Genomic DNA, 14,114 nt, shown 5'->3' on the forward strand with positions numbered 1-14,114 from the left:
CCCTCGGCCCCGGGCCACGCCGGCCCCGTAATCACCGACAGTGACCGATTGGCGGCGTTCCATCCCGCCCGCCCGCACCCGTCCGCTCCACCGCCCCGGAGCCGGCAGGCACCCGCCGGGACCGTGACGCCGAACACACGTAATCCAGCTCTCCTGCGCACATCCCGCGCCGGCGCGGCGGCAGCGGAGCCGAGCACCGGGACGTCGCGGACCCGGCGGCGCGGCGGATCAGCCGGCCGCGCCGAGCCGGGTGGCCAGGTGACGCAGGGCCAGCCGGTAGCCGTCGACGCCCAGGCCGCAGATCACCCCGGTGGCCACCGCCGACACCACCGAGTGGTGCCGGAACTCCTCCCGGGCGTGGATGTTGGAGATGTGCACCTCGACCAGCGGCCCACGCAGCATGGCGCAGGCGTCCCGCACCGCGATCGAGTAGTGCGACCAGGCCGCCGGGTTGAGCACCACGGCCGCGCCCTCGTCGGCCGCCCCGTGCAGCCAGCCGAGCAGCTCGTGCTCGGCGTCGGTCTGCCGGACCACCACGTCCAGGCCCAGCTCACGACCGGCCTCGACACAGAGTGTCACCAGATCGGCATAGCTGGTGACGCCGTACACGTCGACCTGGCGGGTGCCCAGCCGGCCCAGGTTCGGCCCGTTCAGCACGTACACCCGGCTGCCCGTGCTCACCGGCTGATCTCCCGGTACGCGGCGTGCAGCAGCTCGTCGTCCGGGCCCTCCAGGATCGCGGGCCGGGCCAGCCCGTCCAGGACCACGAACCGCAGCCGGCTGCCCCGGGCCTTCTTGTCCACCCGCATCGCCGCCAACAGGGCCGGCCAGGCGTCGGCCGGGTAGCTGGTGGGCAGGCCGAGGGCGGCCATCGCGGTACGGTGCCGGTCAGCGGTCGCCCCGTCGAGCCGGCCGGCCAGCCGGGCCAGGACGCCGGCGTAAACCGTGCCGACCGCCACCGCGTGCCCGTGCCGCCAGCGGTAGTCCTCGACCTTCTCGATCGCGTGCGCGAGGGTGTGCCCGTAGTTGAGCACCTCCCGGACGCCCGACTCGCGCAGGTCACCGGAGACCACCTCGGCCTTGACCCGGATCGCCCGCTCGATCAGCTCGCGGGCCACCGGACCGGCCGGGTCGGTGGCGGCGGCCGGATCCGCCTCCACCAGGTCCAGGATCACCGGGTCGGCGATGAAGCCACACTTGACCACCTCGGCCAGCCCGGCGGCCAGGTCGGCCGGCGGCAGGCTGTCCAGCGCGCCCAGGTCGGCCAGCACCCCCACCGGCGGGTGGAAGGCCCCCACCAGGTTCTTCCCCGCGGTCGTGTTGACGCCGGTCTTGCCCCCCACGGCGGCGTCGACCATGCCGAGCAGCGAGGTCGCCACCGGCACCCAGGGCACCCCGCGCAGCCAGCAGGCGGCGACGAAGCCGGCCAGGTCGGTCACCGCGCCGCCGCCCACCCCGACCACCGCGTCGGTACGGGTGAAGCCGGCCGCGCCGAGCCGCTCCCAGCAGTCGGCGGCCACCTCGATCCGCTTGCCCGCCTCGGCGTCGGGCACCTCGATCGCCAGCGGGGTCGTCCCCGCCGCGCCCAGCCGCTCGGCGATCGCCTCGGCCAGGCCCTTCAGCGGGGACGCGTGCAGCACCGCCACCCGGGTCGCCCCGGGCAGCAGCCCGGGCAGCTCGGCCAGCAGGTCGCGTCCGACCAGCACGTCGTACGGCCGCTCGCCGCCGACCGGAATCCGGGTCACCTCGTCCATCGCCCGGCAGCCTAGTCCAGCGGCGGCCCGGGTACCGCGAGTGTCCACCTGGTGGCGCGGCGCCGGGCGAGGCTGTGCCGCCGGCCGGCGGGTCAGGGCTTGAGCAGGCCGGCGATCTCCGCGGCGATCTCCGCCGGCGTCCGCCCGTCGGTGACCACCGTCGCCGTCGCGACCTCGGCGTAGAGCGGGCGGCGCTGGTCCATCAGGTGCTTGAGGGTGGCCCGCGGGTTCAGCGCCAGCAACGGCCGGCCGACGCCGAGCCCGACCCGTTTCACCGCGTCGGGAAGCTCCACCGACAGGTGTGCCACGGTGTGGCCGACCAGCGCGGCACGGTTCTCCTCGGCGAGGACCGCACCACCGCCGAGGGCGAGCACCCCCGGGTGGGAGGCCAGCGCCGCCGCCACGGCCGCCCGTTCGAGGGTACGGAAGTGCGCCTCCCCCTCGTCGATGAATATCTCCGGGATCGGCTTGCCGGCCATCGCCTCGATGTCGGCGTCGGTGTCCCGGAACGCCACCCCGAGCAGGGTGGCCAACTCCTCGCCGACGGTGCTCTTGCCGGAGCCCGGGGCACCGACCAGCACGCAGACCGGCCTGGTCACCGGACCCGTCCGTCGCTCGCGGCTGCGGGGCTCCGCCGGGCCGCACCGCTCGCGCCCACCCGGACCCGTCCGTCGCTCGCGGCTGCGCGCCGCGCCCCCGCGCTCACCGGATCACCAGCGCTTCGAGGTAGCCGGCGAGGTTGCGGCGGATCTCGGCCACCGAGTCGCCGCCGAACTTCTCGGTGGCGGCCTCGGCGAGCACCAGCGCCACCATCGCCTCGGCGACCACCGCCGCGGCGGGCACGGCGCAGACGTCGGAGCGCTGGTTGATCGCGGTGGCCGGCTCGCCGGTGGTGACGTCCACCGTGGCGAGGGCCCGGTTCAGCGAGGAGATCGGCTTCATCGCGGCCTTCACCCGCAGCGGCTCGCCGGTGGTGATGCCGCCCTCCAGGCCGCCGGCCCGGTCGGTGACCCGGCGGACCCCGGTGGCCGTCGGCATGATCTCGTCGTGGGCCTCGGAGCCCCGGGAGCGGGCCTGCTGCCAGCCGTCGCCGATCTCCACCCCCTTGATCGCCTGGATGGACATCAGGGCGGTGGCCAGCCGGGCGTCGAGCTTGCGGTCCCACTGCACGTGGCTGCCGAGGCCCGGCGGGACGTTGTAGGCGAGCACCTCGACCACGCCGCCGAGGGTGTCGGCGGCCTTCTTCGCGGCGTCGACCTCGGCGACCATCCGGGCGCTGGCCTCCGGGTCGAGGCAGCGCAGCGGGTCGGCGTCGATCCGCTCGGCGTCCTCCGGCCGGGGCCGCAGACCCGGCTTGACGGCGACCGGCCCGAGCTCCACCACGTGCGACACGATCTCGATGCCGAGAGCCTGCTTGACCAGGGCCTTCGCCACGGTGCCGACGGCGACCCGGGCGGCGGTCTCCCGGGCGCTGGCGCGCTCCAGGATCGGCCGGGCGTCGGTGTGGCCGTACTTCTGCATGCCGGCCAGGTCGGCGTGGCCCGGCCGGGGGCGGGTCAGCGGCGCGTTGCGGGCCTGCTGGGCCAGCTCGTCCGGGTCGACCGGGTCGGCGGCCATCACCGTCTGCCACTTCGGCCACTCGGAGTTGCCCACCCGGATGGCGACCGGGCTGCCCAGGGTGACGCCGTGCCGCAGGCCGCCGATGATGTCGACCTCGTCCTGTTCGAAGGCCATCCGGGCGCCCCGGCCGTAGCCGAGCCGCCGGCGGGCCAGCTCACCGGCGATGTCGGTGGTGGTCACCTCCACTCCGGCGGGAACGCCCTCCATCAACGCGACAAGGGCGGGACCGTGCGATTCACCTGCAGTCAGCCAGCGCAACACAGCCGTCAGTCTGTCACGCCCGGTACCCACCCCGACGTTCCGCCCGGCCCGTCCCGCCCTGCGGACGCCGAGTCCGCCGGGCGGTCACGACCAGTCGAAGCGCATTCCCAGCCGCTGCTCCAACGCCGCGTTGTGCGGGGCGAAGTGCGCGGCCAACTCGACCCGGACCTCCTCCGGCATGGCGCTGCTGCGCCGGTGGTTGTGCGCCTCGTACGCGGCCAGCCGGTGCGCGGGCAGACCGAGGAAGTCCAGTACCCGGGCGTACGTCGCGGCCGGCTCGGCGTACAGCGTCTCGCTGGGCAGGATCAGCAACTGGTCCCGGTCGAAGCGCTCCAGCCACGGCTCCAGGTGCTCCAGGTAGCGGCCCCGGGCCCGGTAGGTGTACCAGTCGTACGCCTCGCTGACGTACATCGGGTCGGCGACCAGCTTCTCCCGTTCCCCGGCGGTGCGCTCCTCCTCGCGGGCCAGCGCCGCGGCGAAGTCCAGCGGCTCCCGGCCCTCGGTACGCCGCTCCTTCCAGTGCGAGTACGCCCGCTCCACCGGGTCGCGGAGCAGGAAGATCAGCCGGACGTCCGGCAGCAGCTCGGCGACCCGGTGCGGGGCGAGGGGGTGGAACATGTACAGCGGCGCGGCCTCGCCGACCCGCACCGGCCCGCCGTGCCGGCGTTCCAGCGCCTGGCGGTGCCGCTCGGTGGGGAAGTGCGAGCGGTACCACGCCTCGCCCCGTCCCCAGTTCTCCTCGAAGTAGTGCGAGGTCTTGGTGTTCCACGCCGGGAAGAGCCGGGGCACGAGGGGATGCTCCAGCAGGTACCGCCACAGTGAGGTGGTGCCGCCGCGCTTGGTGCCGGTGATCAGGAAGTCCGGCAGCGGCCGCCGGTCGCTGGTCCGCTCGCCGTACCGGACCAGCGAATTGCGGACCTGGTGGGTGACCTGGTGCGGGACCACACCCTTGAGCCGGTCGCGGATCGTCATCGTTCTCCTCTCGTCACGCCGGTCTCGGCCTGAGCATCGTCACGCCGGTCCGGGCTTGAGCATCGTCACGGCGGCCCGGGCTTGAGCATCGTCACGGCGGCCCGGGCTTGAGCATCGTCACGGTGGCCCGGGCTTGAGCATCGTCACGGTGGCCCGGACCGTGCGGCGGACCCGCCGGTCCAGCAGCAGCCCGGCGGCGGCGACCGCCAGCACCGCCAGGGCCAGGGCCAGGCCGGCGATGCCGCGCCCGGCCAGCAACGCGCTGAGCACCGCCACCACGGCGGCACCGCCGCCGGCCCCGGCCGCCGCCCAGCCCACCGAACGGGTGAGCAGCGGTTGGCCGACGGCGACCCGGGCGGCCAGCGCGGCCAACACGTTCTCCGCGACCACGCCGGCCGTCCAGGCGTACGCGGCGCCGAGCGCCCCGTGCGCGGGGATGAGCAGGAAGCCGAGCCCGACGGTGAGGGCGAGCCCGACCACGGTGGCCTGGAGGTGCCGGCTGCTGTTGCCGCTCATCAGCAGCATCGTCTGCACGATGCCCACCCCCGAGTTGACCATCATGGCCCCGGCGAGCACCGCCAGCGGGGTGGCGCCGCCGGTGAACCCGTCGCCGAACAGGCTGAGGAACCCGGGCGCGAACACCGCCAGCAGCAGGTACGCCGGCCAGGACAGCATGATGATCACGACGGTGACCCGGCGGTAGACCAGCGCCGCGTCGGCGCTGCGTCCCTGCCCGAGCAGCCGGGACAACTGCGGCGCGACCGCCACCCGCAGCCCCTGCATGACGAGCAGCCCGGCCAGGGCGTACCGGCCGACCGCGGCGAAGACGCCGGACTCGGTCGCACCGGCCAGCGCCGAGGTGAGCAGCACCCCGACCCACATGCTGCTGGCGTCGATGGCCGCCGACACCGCCCGGGGCAGCGCGAAGCCCCAGAGGGTACGCCAGTCCGCGCCGTCCGGGCGCAGCCGCGCGCCGGTGAGCAGGCCCAGCGGCCGGACCAGCAGCGCGGCGGCGGCGACCACGGCCAGCGCCACCGGCAGCAGCCAGCCACCGAAGCCGACCGCCACGCCGGCACCGGCGGCGACCGTCGCCAGCAGCAGCGCGGGCCGGGCCAGCGGCACCAGCACGTACTGGATGCCGACCACGGCGGTCACCGGCCGGACCGCCCGGACGGCGGCGAGCAGCACGGTCATCGCCACGGTGACCGGCAACGCGAGGAAGGCCAGGCGGAGCAGCGTCGGCCCGTCCGGTCCGTCGAAGAGGACCGGGGCGAGCCGGTCGGCGCTGAGCGCTCCCGCCGCCGCCACGACCCCGGTGAGCAGCAGTACCGGGAGCAACGCGACCGGCAGCAGCCGGGCGGCGTCGCCGTCGGTTCCGGCCCGGCGTCGGGGCAGCGCCCAGACCAGGGCGGTGTCCGCGCCGGCGCAGCAGACCGCGCCGAGGATGGACACCACGCCGATGGCGGTGAAGAGCGCGCCGGAGCCGGCCGCGCCGAAGCCGCGCACGATGACCACGGTGAGCACGAAGCCCAGCGCGCCGTTGACCGCCGCGCCGGCCAGTCCGACCGCGCCGCTGCGCGCGCTGCGCCGCACCTCACCCCGGCTGTTCGCCGTCCCGGGGTCGCCGGCGTCCGGTCGCCCTGCCGCACCGGCCGGTCCGGTCGCCCGGTCCGGCCGGACCTCCGGATCCGGCCCGCCCGACTCGACGGCCGGAGCCGGACGGCGGTCGGCCTGCCGGGGCACCGCCGGGGTGGTTCCGGTACCCGGTTGACTCATGCCCGCTCCCCGTCCACGTCGGTACCCGCCTGCTCGCCGACCCGGGCGGCGGCCCGGACCGGCGGTACGGCCGCGCCGGGCGGCGCGTCCTGCGCCGCCGGCCGGGACCGCTCCGCCGCCGTCGCGTCCCGGGGCGAGGGTGGCCGGACGGGCGGCGCGGCCCCGGCCGGATCGCCGGTCGGGGTCGGGCCCGTCGTCGGCCCGGCGGGTCGGTGCGCCGGTCGGACCTCGGTCGGGGCGTCCACCGGGGCGGGCCGGGTGGGGGCGGCCGGCGGTTCCCCCGCGCTCGGCGCGGACGGGCCGGGCGGGGTCGCCGGCACGGCACGCGGTGGGCTGACGGGCGGCGCCGACCCGGGCGGCGGAGCAGCGCCGGACACCCGGGCCGAGCCGGCCACCACAGCGGAGCCGGCCGGCGGAACTGGGCCGGGCAGCGGGGCCCGACCCGGCACGGCCGCCGAGCCGGACGCCGGGGCCGGCACGGTGGCGGTGGCCCTGGTCGGTACGGGCGGCACCGCGGCCGACGCCCTCGCCGGCACCGTCGCCGTACCGGTGGCCCCGACCGTCGGCGCGGGGCCGGCCGGCGGTCCGACCGGCGCGGACGCCTCGGCCGCTCCCGGTGCGAGCGTCACCGCGCGGTTCACCGGCCCGCTCACCGCCGCCAGCCCGGCTCCGACCGCGAAGAAGATGACCGACATGTTCGGGTCGATGTAGGCGTACACCGGGATCACCACGAGGGCGATCACCGGGATGGTGCTCAGCCACTGCCCGGCCGGGGAGACCGCCCCGCCCAACCGCTTGGCGACCAGCACCAGCCAGGCCAGGAAGGCCACCAGGGCCGGAATGCCGTGGCTGTAGAGGACCTGCCAGACCATCCCCTGGGTGCCCAGCGGCTCCTCGGCGAGCGTCGTGTCGACGCTGTTCGGCGCGCCGTACCCGAGCAGCGGGGACCGCTCCACCGCCTGCCAGGTACGGACGTAGAGGTCCATCCGGTCGACGTTGGTGTCGGTGCTGCTGACCCGGTTGTTGATCAGCTCCTGCACCGGCACCACCAGGCTGACCACCCAGACCAGCAGCACCAGCCCGCCGATCGAGGCGATGAGCTTGGCGTTGCCCCGGACCAGCGCCCGCAGGCCGAGGTAGGTCAGCCCCGCGCCCAGACCGAGGAACATGCCCCGGTTGAGGGTCATGAACGCCGGCACCATCGACAGCGGCAGCGACACCATCAGCGCCACCCGGAACCGGCCGGTGCGCACCGACGTCAGGTACGCCAGCACGCACGGCACCAGCAGGGCGTACGCCGTACCCCAGTTGTTGGTGTACGGGTACGGCGCGGCCGTCCGGTAGATCGGGGCCCGGGACACCGGGTTGAACTCGTTGGCCCGTACGTGGGTCAACGCCTGGATGAACCGCTCCCCCGACATGCTCCCCGGCAGCAGCGTCTCCACCGGGGTGGTGAGCTGGAACCGGGGTGACAGCACGGCCAGCCAGCCCAGCGCGACCACGGCCAGCCAGTACCAGCCGAGCGGACGGAGCACCCGGTCCCAGGGAACGCCGTCCCGGACCAGGTTGTAGACGTAGACGCAGACGATCAGCGCGGTCAGCATGAAGCCGAAGCGCAGCCCGGAGGTCAGGTAGGCGGTGGCCCGGTCGAGCCGGGTGAAGCTGAGCAGCGCCAGGGCGAGGAACACCAGCCAGCAGGCCGTGCCGGCGGGCAGGGCCACCCGACCCCGGGTGACCATCAGCGCCAGCAGCACCACCCCGAAGACCGACCAGCCGAGGTAGAAGCCGCCGAGCGCCCACCAGAGCGGCACCAGGCCGAACATGGCCAGCAGCGGCCAGGTGGGCAGCGGCGCCGGCCCGGACGGCAAGCTGCCGGCCCGGGGCCGCCGGTCAGACACCCCGCCCCCGGCGCTGGGCCAGCCGGAGCACCCGCTCCCCCGACATCAGGCCGAGCACCACCGGGACGGTCACCAGCACCCGCTTCTCCCGGGGGTTGAGCCGGACCACCCGGCCCAACTCCCGCACCGCCTCGCGGCGGCGCCGGCCGGCGGCGAGCGCGAACGCGATCTGGCCGTGCAGCCGGGCCAGACCGGTCCGGCTGCCGGCCAGCTCGGGGTGCTTGTCCAGCAGGTAGCGGGTCGCCTCGACGATCATCGCCCAGCGGCCGAAGAAGAAGGACCCGCCGTGCCAGTCCACCACCACCAGGACCTCGGGCACGATCACCACCGGGCCGTGCGCGGCGATCCGCAGCAGCCACTCGTAGTCCTCGCCGTAGCCGCCGGGCAGCTCCTCGTCCACCGGGCCGATCGCGTCCCAGGTGGACCGCCGGATGAGGATGGTGCTGGAGTGCACCTCCATCACCCGGTCCTCGACGAAGTCGGGCAGGGTGACCTCGGCCCGGTCGAGCTGCCGCTCCTTGGCGATGCCCGGCCCCTCCAGCCGGATGCCGCAGCTCGCGGCGGCGGCGTCGGGACGCCGCGCCAGCAGCTCCACCTGGCGGCGCAGCTTCGCCGGCAGCCAGAAGTCGTCGTCGTCGCAGAACGCGATCAGGTCGGCGGACGCCTCGTCGGCGCCGGTGTTACGGCCGCCGGGCAGGCCCCGCCGGTGGGTGTTGTTGGCGTACCGGAGGGTGCGCCCGGCCGGGACGTCGAGGTCCAGCTCGCGGATGTCGGTGTGGTCGTACACCACGACGCACTCGACGGGGCCGGGGTAGTCCTGGTCGAGCACCGCGCGGACGGCCCGTTCCAGCAGCCCGGGCCGGTCCCGGGTGGCCAGCACCACGGTCACCGGCGGGTGTTCCGGGCTGCCGGTCCACTCAGTCACGCTTCTCTCCCGTCACCACGAATCCGACCGGTTCCACGCTCACCGCGCGCAGCCGTTCCACGAGCTGGCCCAGCCGGGCCGTCCGGGTCTTGTCCCGGGCGGCGACCAGCACGGCCCGGCCCTCCCGGGCGGCCCGTACGCCCCGCTCGTCGTGGAGGGCGGGCGGGGCGTCGACCACGGTGACGCCGTCGGCCGGCGGAGCGTCCAGCGGGACCAGGTGCACCGCACCGGAGCCGATCCGCAGCTCCTCACCGTCGACGGTGGGCTTCTCCGCCGGAGCCAGCCGGGGAATGATCTCGGTCTTGTCCGCCGTCGTGGTGGAGCGGTACACCGCGCCGTTCTTCGGGTCCTCGGTCGGGAACGGGCGCGGCTTGCGGACCGGCTGGATGACCATGGTGTCCTCCGGGTTGCCGGTGGCCACCGGGGCCGGGGCCGGGGTGCTGGTGGGCACCCGGGGCCGGGGCACCCGGGGCCGGGCCGGCTCGACGGCCGGATGCCGGCGCTGGGCGTCCTGGAGCAGTGGGCGGATCCGGTCCCGGCTCTCCGGGGCGACGGCGAGGCGCACCTCGTGCCCGGCCTGGGCCAGCGCCGCGGCGATCCCGGCGGTGACCTGTTCGCGGCGCTCGTCGGCGGCGGTGGAGAGCAGGACCAGCGGGACCGGCTTCGGCCCGTCCACCCAGCGGCCCAGGGCCAGCACCAGGTAGCGCAGGTCGGTCTCGGAGAGCCGGCCGGCGCGGTCCCGGCCCACGGTGCCCAGCAGCGGGGCGCCGACCAGCGCGGACGCCTCGGCGGCGGTACGCACCCGGCGGTCGAGGGACTCCCGCACGAAGGCGACCAGCCCGCCGACCAGCAGGCCGCCGAGCAGGCCGGCGACCAGGATCAGCGGGGCCGCGTCGCGGCTGGACGGGACCGGCGCCCGGGCGGCGCTGGTGACCGAGCCGGGGCTCAGGTCCGCCGAGGCGATCTTGGAGCGCTGCTCGGCGAGGGTGGCGAGCTGGTCGTTGAGGGCCCGCAACTGGTCCAGCAGGGCGCTGGTGCGCGGCGAGGGGTTGGACCCCTGGTTGGCCGGCAGCGACCGCTGGGTGGTGGTGCGCTGGCTGGTGACCAGGGCGATGGTGTCGTCGTACGACTTCAACACGGCCGCGCGCTGGTTCTCGTACATGCCCTTGCGCAGTTGCAGGTACGACTCGGCGGCACCGTTCGCACCGGCCACCGCCTCGGTCTCGCTGTGCCCGGCGTAGCTGAAGCGCATCACCTGGCCGCCCACCGGGGTCTCCACCGTGATCGCGTCGGCCACGTCGGTGGTGTCCCGGCCGGTGATCGACGCGACCTTGTCGATGACGTCGTTGCTGGTGGCGATGCCGCTCTCGGCGGTCATGTTCACCGCCCGGTCGGCCCCGCCGGACGGCACGGAGAACGGGTCGGTGACCACGGGCCGGACCACCACGGCCGTCGTCGCGGTGTATGTCGCGGGGAAGACCAGCACGTAGCCGGCCACCACGAGCAGCACCAGCCCGGTGGCGGCGAGCACCGTACGCCACCGCCGCAACGGGATACGGGCCAGTTCGGCCAGGCCAACCGGGCGCTGCCGGGCGGGAGTGACGTCGGTCACGTCCATGTCAGGTCCTCTTGCGATGCGGGGGTGGGCGGGTCGGCGCGGGCCGGACGGCGGCCCGAGGGGCGGGCCGCTGATGGTCCCATTGTCGCCGACTGTTCACCTGGGGTCGACAGCCGACCGGTCCCCTGCGCTACGGGCGGTCCGCCGGTGTCGCGGGGACACCGGCGGACCGCCCGTAACCAGGTGCGGATCAGGACGTGGCGAAGAAGAGCGTCTTGCTCGACCACGTCACGTCGGCGCTGGCCGCCGCGACCTGGACCGAGGCGGCGCCGTCGACGGCGGCCTGGTCGAACGGCACCGCGCGCAGCGAGCCGTCCGCGTTGCCGTAGACGATCTTGCCATTGACCCAGGCCATGCCGCGGACGTCACCCCAGGCCAGGTCCTGGCTCGGCAGCGTGAACTCGGTGCAGCCCACGATGTAGCCGTCCGGCTCCAGGTGGCGGTAGAACAACTTGTTCGTGCCGGTCTTGGTGTAGTACATCCGACCGTCGAGGTAGAACGCCCCGCTCATCGACGCGGCGTTGAACCAGTTGTTGTAGCCGCTGCTGATCCACGGCACGCCCACCGAGCCAGCCGAGAAGATCGACACGTCGAGGTAGCTGCCGCTCGGGGCGGTCGCGTCGGTCTTGGACCAGTAGACCTTGTTGCCGATCGAGAACGACGCGCCGGCCGAGGTGAGGTTCGGCTGGGCGCTGCTCACCGGCGTGCCCAGCGTGCTGCCGTTGAACGGCACCTTGGTGGTCTGGCCGTTGCCGGTGCCGACGTACAGGAAACCGGACGACGCGGACGGCGCGTTGGTCGCGGCGACGGTACGGCCACCGGCGAGCGGGAACAGACCCATCCGGCCGTGGTACTCGTTGCCGAGCCCGTCGGAGTCGAAGCCGGCGAGCAGGCCGTTGCTGCCCCGCCACAGCTCCCACATGATCGGGCCCCAGGTGGTGGTGCCCGCCGGGGCACCCGAACGGGTCGGGTTCCAGACCAGCGGCAGGCCGTTGATCGGGTCCAGCGCGCCCAGGCCGAACCGGTTGATCGCGCCGGCGCCGGCCGAGTCGTTGCCGTTGGCGTTGCTCAGCCAGCGGAAGTGCCCGCCGACGTAGACCACGTTGTCGGCGACCTCTACGGAGGTCACCGAGTCGGTGCCGGTGTAGTTGACCCAGGTCGCGTCCAGGGCGGCGCCCCGGTCGGCGGTCTCGAAGCGGGCGATCGCGTCGCAGTACGCCCCGTCGCCCCGGCCGCCGTCGGCGATGACGACGAAGTACGTGCCGTCGTCGGAGAAGTCGACGTCCCGGGCGTAGAACGGGAACGACCAGTCGTAGCAGGGAGCCACGTAGCGCTGGGTGCTCCAGTTGGCGACGGCCGGGGTGCCGTCCAGGTCGACGACCACCACCTGGTTGCGGGGCTGGCCGTTGACCTCGGTGAAGTTGCCGACCGCGACCAGGGTCTTGCCGTCGGGCGCGACGGCGAGGCCCCAGACCAGCTCGCTGCTGGCCCGGGCGACGCTGGCGTCGACCTGGAAGGTGGCGTCGATCGCGCCGGTGGTCGCGTCGAGCCGGGCGAGCAGCGAGTGCTGGGTGCCGTTGACCCAGTGGAACGCGCCCGCGATGTAGAGCTTGTTGCCGACCACCACGGTCCGCCGTACCAGGCCGCCGTCGCTGCGCCCGACCCAGCCGGTGACCGTCGCGCCGGTGGCCGGGTCCAGCTCGACCAGGTTCTTGCGGCTGACCCCGTTCACGTTCATGAAGGCGCCACCGACGATGAGCTTGCCGTCGGGGCTGGCCGCGAGGGCGTGCACCGCGCCGTCCAGCGTCGGGGTGAAGTCGGCCTTCAGCGCGCCGCTCGACCGGTCGTACGCGAAGAGGTAGCTGCGGGCGGTCCAGCCCGTCGCCCCGGCGGCCTTGACCGAGGTGAACGAGCCACCCACGTAGACGGTGTTCCCGATCTCGGCGAACGCCTTGGTGTCGCCGTTCTGCGCGTGCGGGATGTTGTCCGCCGGGTCGGCCGACGTGAGCGTGCTGGTCACCGGCGTGAGGTTCGCCGCGCGGGCCGGCGCGGCCAGGAGGCCGGCCGCGAGCACCGGGACGGCGAGGGCGGCGAACCACCGCCGCCACACCGGTCGAGACGTTCTGTGAAGCACTGGCGCCCCCAATGATGAAGTGAGATCACGCGTAGCTTGCTGCGCCCGGACATTTCGCACCATCAACCGACCGGTCCGCTCGGCCACCGGCTCGGCCTGGTGCCGCCGTACGGGTCGCGTCCGGACGACCCGCGGAGGATGAGGATTCCGCATCGACCGGCGGCGCCCGTCACCGGACCGCCCGGTCCCGGCCGGCCTCACGGCGGTCCCGCCCACTGGAACGGCGCGACCGTACCGGTCGTGGCGACCGTCCACGATGCCGACTCCACCAGGTCCAGAGCCGTGACGGCGTCGGCCTCCCGGGCCAGCACCAGGCCGCGGCGGTCGAGTTCGCGGGCCATCTCGACCTGGTGGTCGTCGACGTGCTCGCCGTGCCGGGCCCGCCGTGGCACGTAGACGGCCCGGTGGCCGGCCCGCATCGCGGCCAGCGCCGAGCCCACCCCGGCGTGCGTCACGATCACGTCGGCATCCCGCATCGCCTGCTGCATCTCCGCGTAGGGCACCTGCCGGCGGGCCCCGGCCGGCATCCGGGGAATCCGGGTCGAGCCGACCTGCCAGAGCACCTCCGCCTCCGGCGGCACCACCTCGACCAGGCGTCGCAGCAGGCGGGGAAAGCCGAACCGCTCGTGGGTGCCGAGGGCGACCACGATCCGGCGGACCGGCCGGGGGGCGGCCGGCGCGGCGACGTAGCCGTCGAAGATGGACCCCCCGTAGCGCCACCGGCCGTCGGCCCACCCCGGGTACTGGGTGTAGAGCCGGGTCCGGGGCATCCGGGCGACCAGCCGACCGGTCAGCGACGGGCCCTCGGTGCGGGTGGCGCTCTCGATGTAGTGGCAGTCCAGGCCCCGCCGGGCCGCCGGCAGGAAGAACGACATGGCCACACTGGCGCCGGTGCTGACCACCCGGCGGTACCGCCCACCGCGCAGCACCCGGCCGGCGGCCAGCAGGTCGCGCAGGGTGCCCACCGCGTCCCGGGTGGTGGCCGGCGGCACGTGGATGACCTCGTGGCCGTCGAGCAGCGAGCGACTCTGCGGCGAGTCGAAGGTCGCCCAGACGCAGTCGTCCTGGACGCCCAGCCGGGGCAGCAGGTCGTGCAGCTCGGCGAGGTGCCCACCGGTGGAGGCGACGAGAAGGGTGGTCACGACGGTGGCCCAAC

11 protein-coding genes are annotated in these 14,114 nt (G+C 74.7%); all 11 read right to left on the reverse strand.

The annotated features are described in order from the left end of the window. Window positions 1-228 precede the first annotated feature (228 nt). The gene (gene aroQ, locus ACIQG9_RS16170) at window positions 229-681 is read right to left on the reverse strand and encodes a type II 3-dehydroquinate dehydratase (RefSeq protein ID WP_400402616.1); all 453 of its coding nucleotides are present in this window, start codon (window positions 679-681) and stop codon (window positions 229-231) included. After that, window positions 678-1,754: a 3-dehydroquinate synthase gene (gene aroB, locus ACIQG9_RS16175; RefSeq protein WP_400402619.1), complete on the reverse strand. Its 1,077-nt coding sequence runs from the start codon at window positions 1,752-1,754 to the stop codon at window positions 678-680. Before aroB ends, aroQ begins: the two co-directional genes overlap by 4 nt. Before the next feature lie 92 nt (window positions 1,755-1,846). After that, window positions 1,847-2,353 carry a shikimate kinase gene (locus ACIQG9_RS16180; protein ID WP_400402622.1) on the reverse strand — a complete coding sequence of 169 codons (507 nt, stop codon included), beginning with the start codon at window positions 2,351-2,353 and terminating at the stop codon, window positions 1,847-1,849. A 103-nt stretch (window positions 2,354-2,456) separates the two neighbouring features. Continuing rightward, window positions 2,457-3,635, reverse strand: a complete 1,179-nt coding sequence (gene aroC / locus ACIQG9_RS16185; RefSeq protein WP_400402625.1) for a chorismate synthase — start codon at window positions 3,633-3,635, stop codon at window positions 2,457-2,459. Between the two features lie 84 nt (window positions 3,636-3,719). Further along, a complete protein-coding gene (locus tag ACIQG9_RS16190; RefSeq protein ID WP_400402627.1) occupies window positions 3,720-4,607 on the reverse strand; it encodes a sulfotransferase domain-containing protein in 888 nt (295 codons plus the stop codon). A gap of 117 nt (window positions 4,608-4,724) precedes the next feature. After that, window positions 4,725-6,383, reverse strand: a complete 1,659-nt coding sequence (locus ACIQG9_RS16195) for a lipopolysaccharide biosynthesis protein (protein WP_400402629.1) — start codon at window positions 6,381-6,383, stop codon at window positions 4,725-4,727. Next, window positions 6,380-8,281: an O-antigen ligase family protein gene (locus ACIQG9_RS16200; protein WP_400402631.1), complete on the reverse strand. Its 1,902-nt coding sequence runs from the start codon at window positions 8,279-8,281 to the stop codon at window positions 6,380-6,382. The genes ACIQG9_RS16195 and ACIQG9_RS16200 overlap by 4 nt, the downstream gene beginning before the upstream one ends. Further along, a complete protein-coding gene (locus ACIQG9_RS16205; protein ID WP_400402633.1) occupies window positions 8,274-9,206 on the reverse strand; it encodes a glycosyltransferase family 2 protein in 933 nt (310 codons plus the stop codon). Before ACIQG9_RS16205 ends, ACIQG9_RS16200 begins: the two co-directional genes overlap by 8 nt. Then, window positions 9,199-10,824 (reverse strand): lipopolysaccharide biosynthesis protein, encoded by a 1,626-nt coding sequence (locus ACIQG9_RS16210; RefSeq protein WP_400402635.1) that lies wholly within the window; start codon window positions 10,822-10,824, stop codon window positions 9,199-9,201. Before ACIQG9_RS16210 ends, ACIQG9_RS16205 begins: the two co-directional genes overlap by 8 nt. A 190-nt stretch (window positions 10,825-11,014) precedes the next feature. After that, a complete protein-coding gene (locus ACIQG9_RS16215; protein WP_400402637.1) occupies window positions 11,015-13,021 on the reverse strand; it encodes a delta-60 repeat domain-containing protein in 2,007 nt (668 codons plus the stop codon). A gap of 134 nt (window positions 13,022-13,155) precedes the next feature. Next, on the reverse strand, window positions 13,156-14,100 hold the full coding sequence (locus ACIQG9_RS16220) for a glycosyltransferase (protein ID WP_400402639.1): 945 nt from the start codon (window positions 14,098-14,100) through the stop codon (window positions 13,156-13,158). Window positions 14,101-14,114: the final 14 nt, after the last annotated feature.

The sequence above is a fragment of the Micromonospora sp. NPDC092111 genome, assembly GCF_044755745.1.
Lineage (GTDB): Bacteria > Actinomycetota > Actinomycetes > Mycobacteriales > Micromonosporaceae > Micromonospora.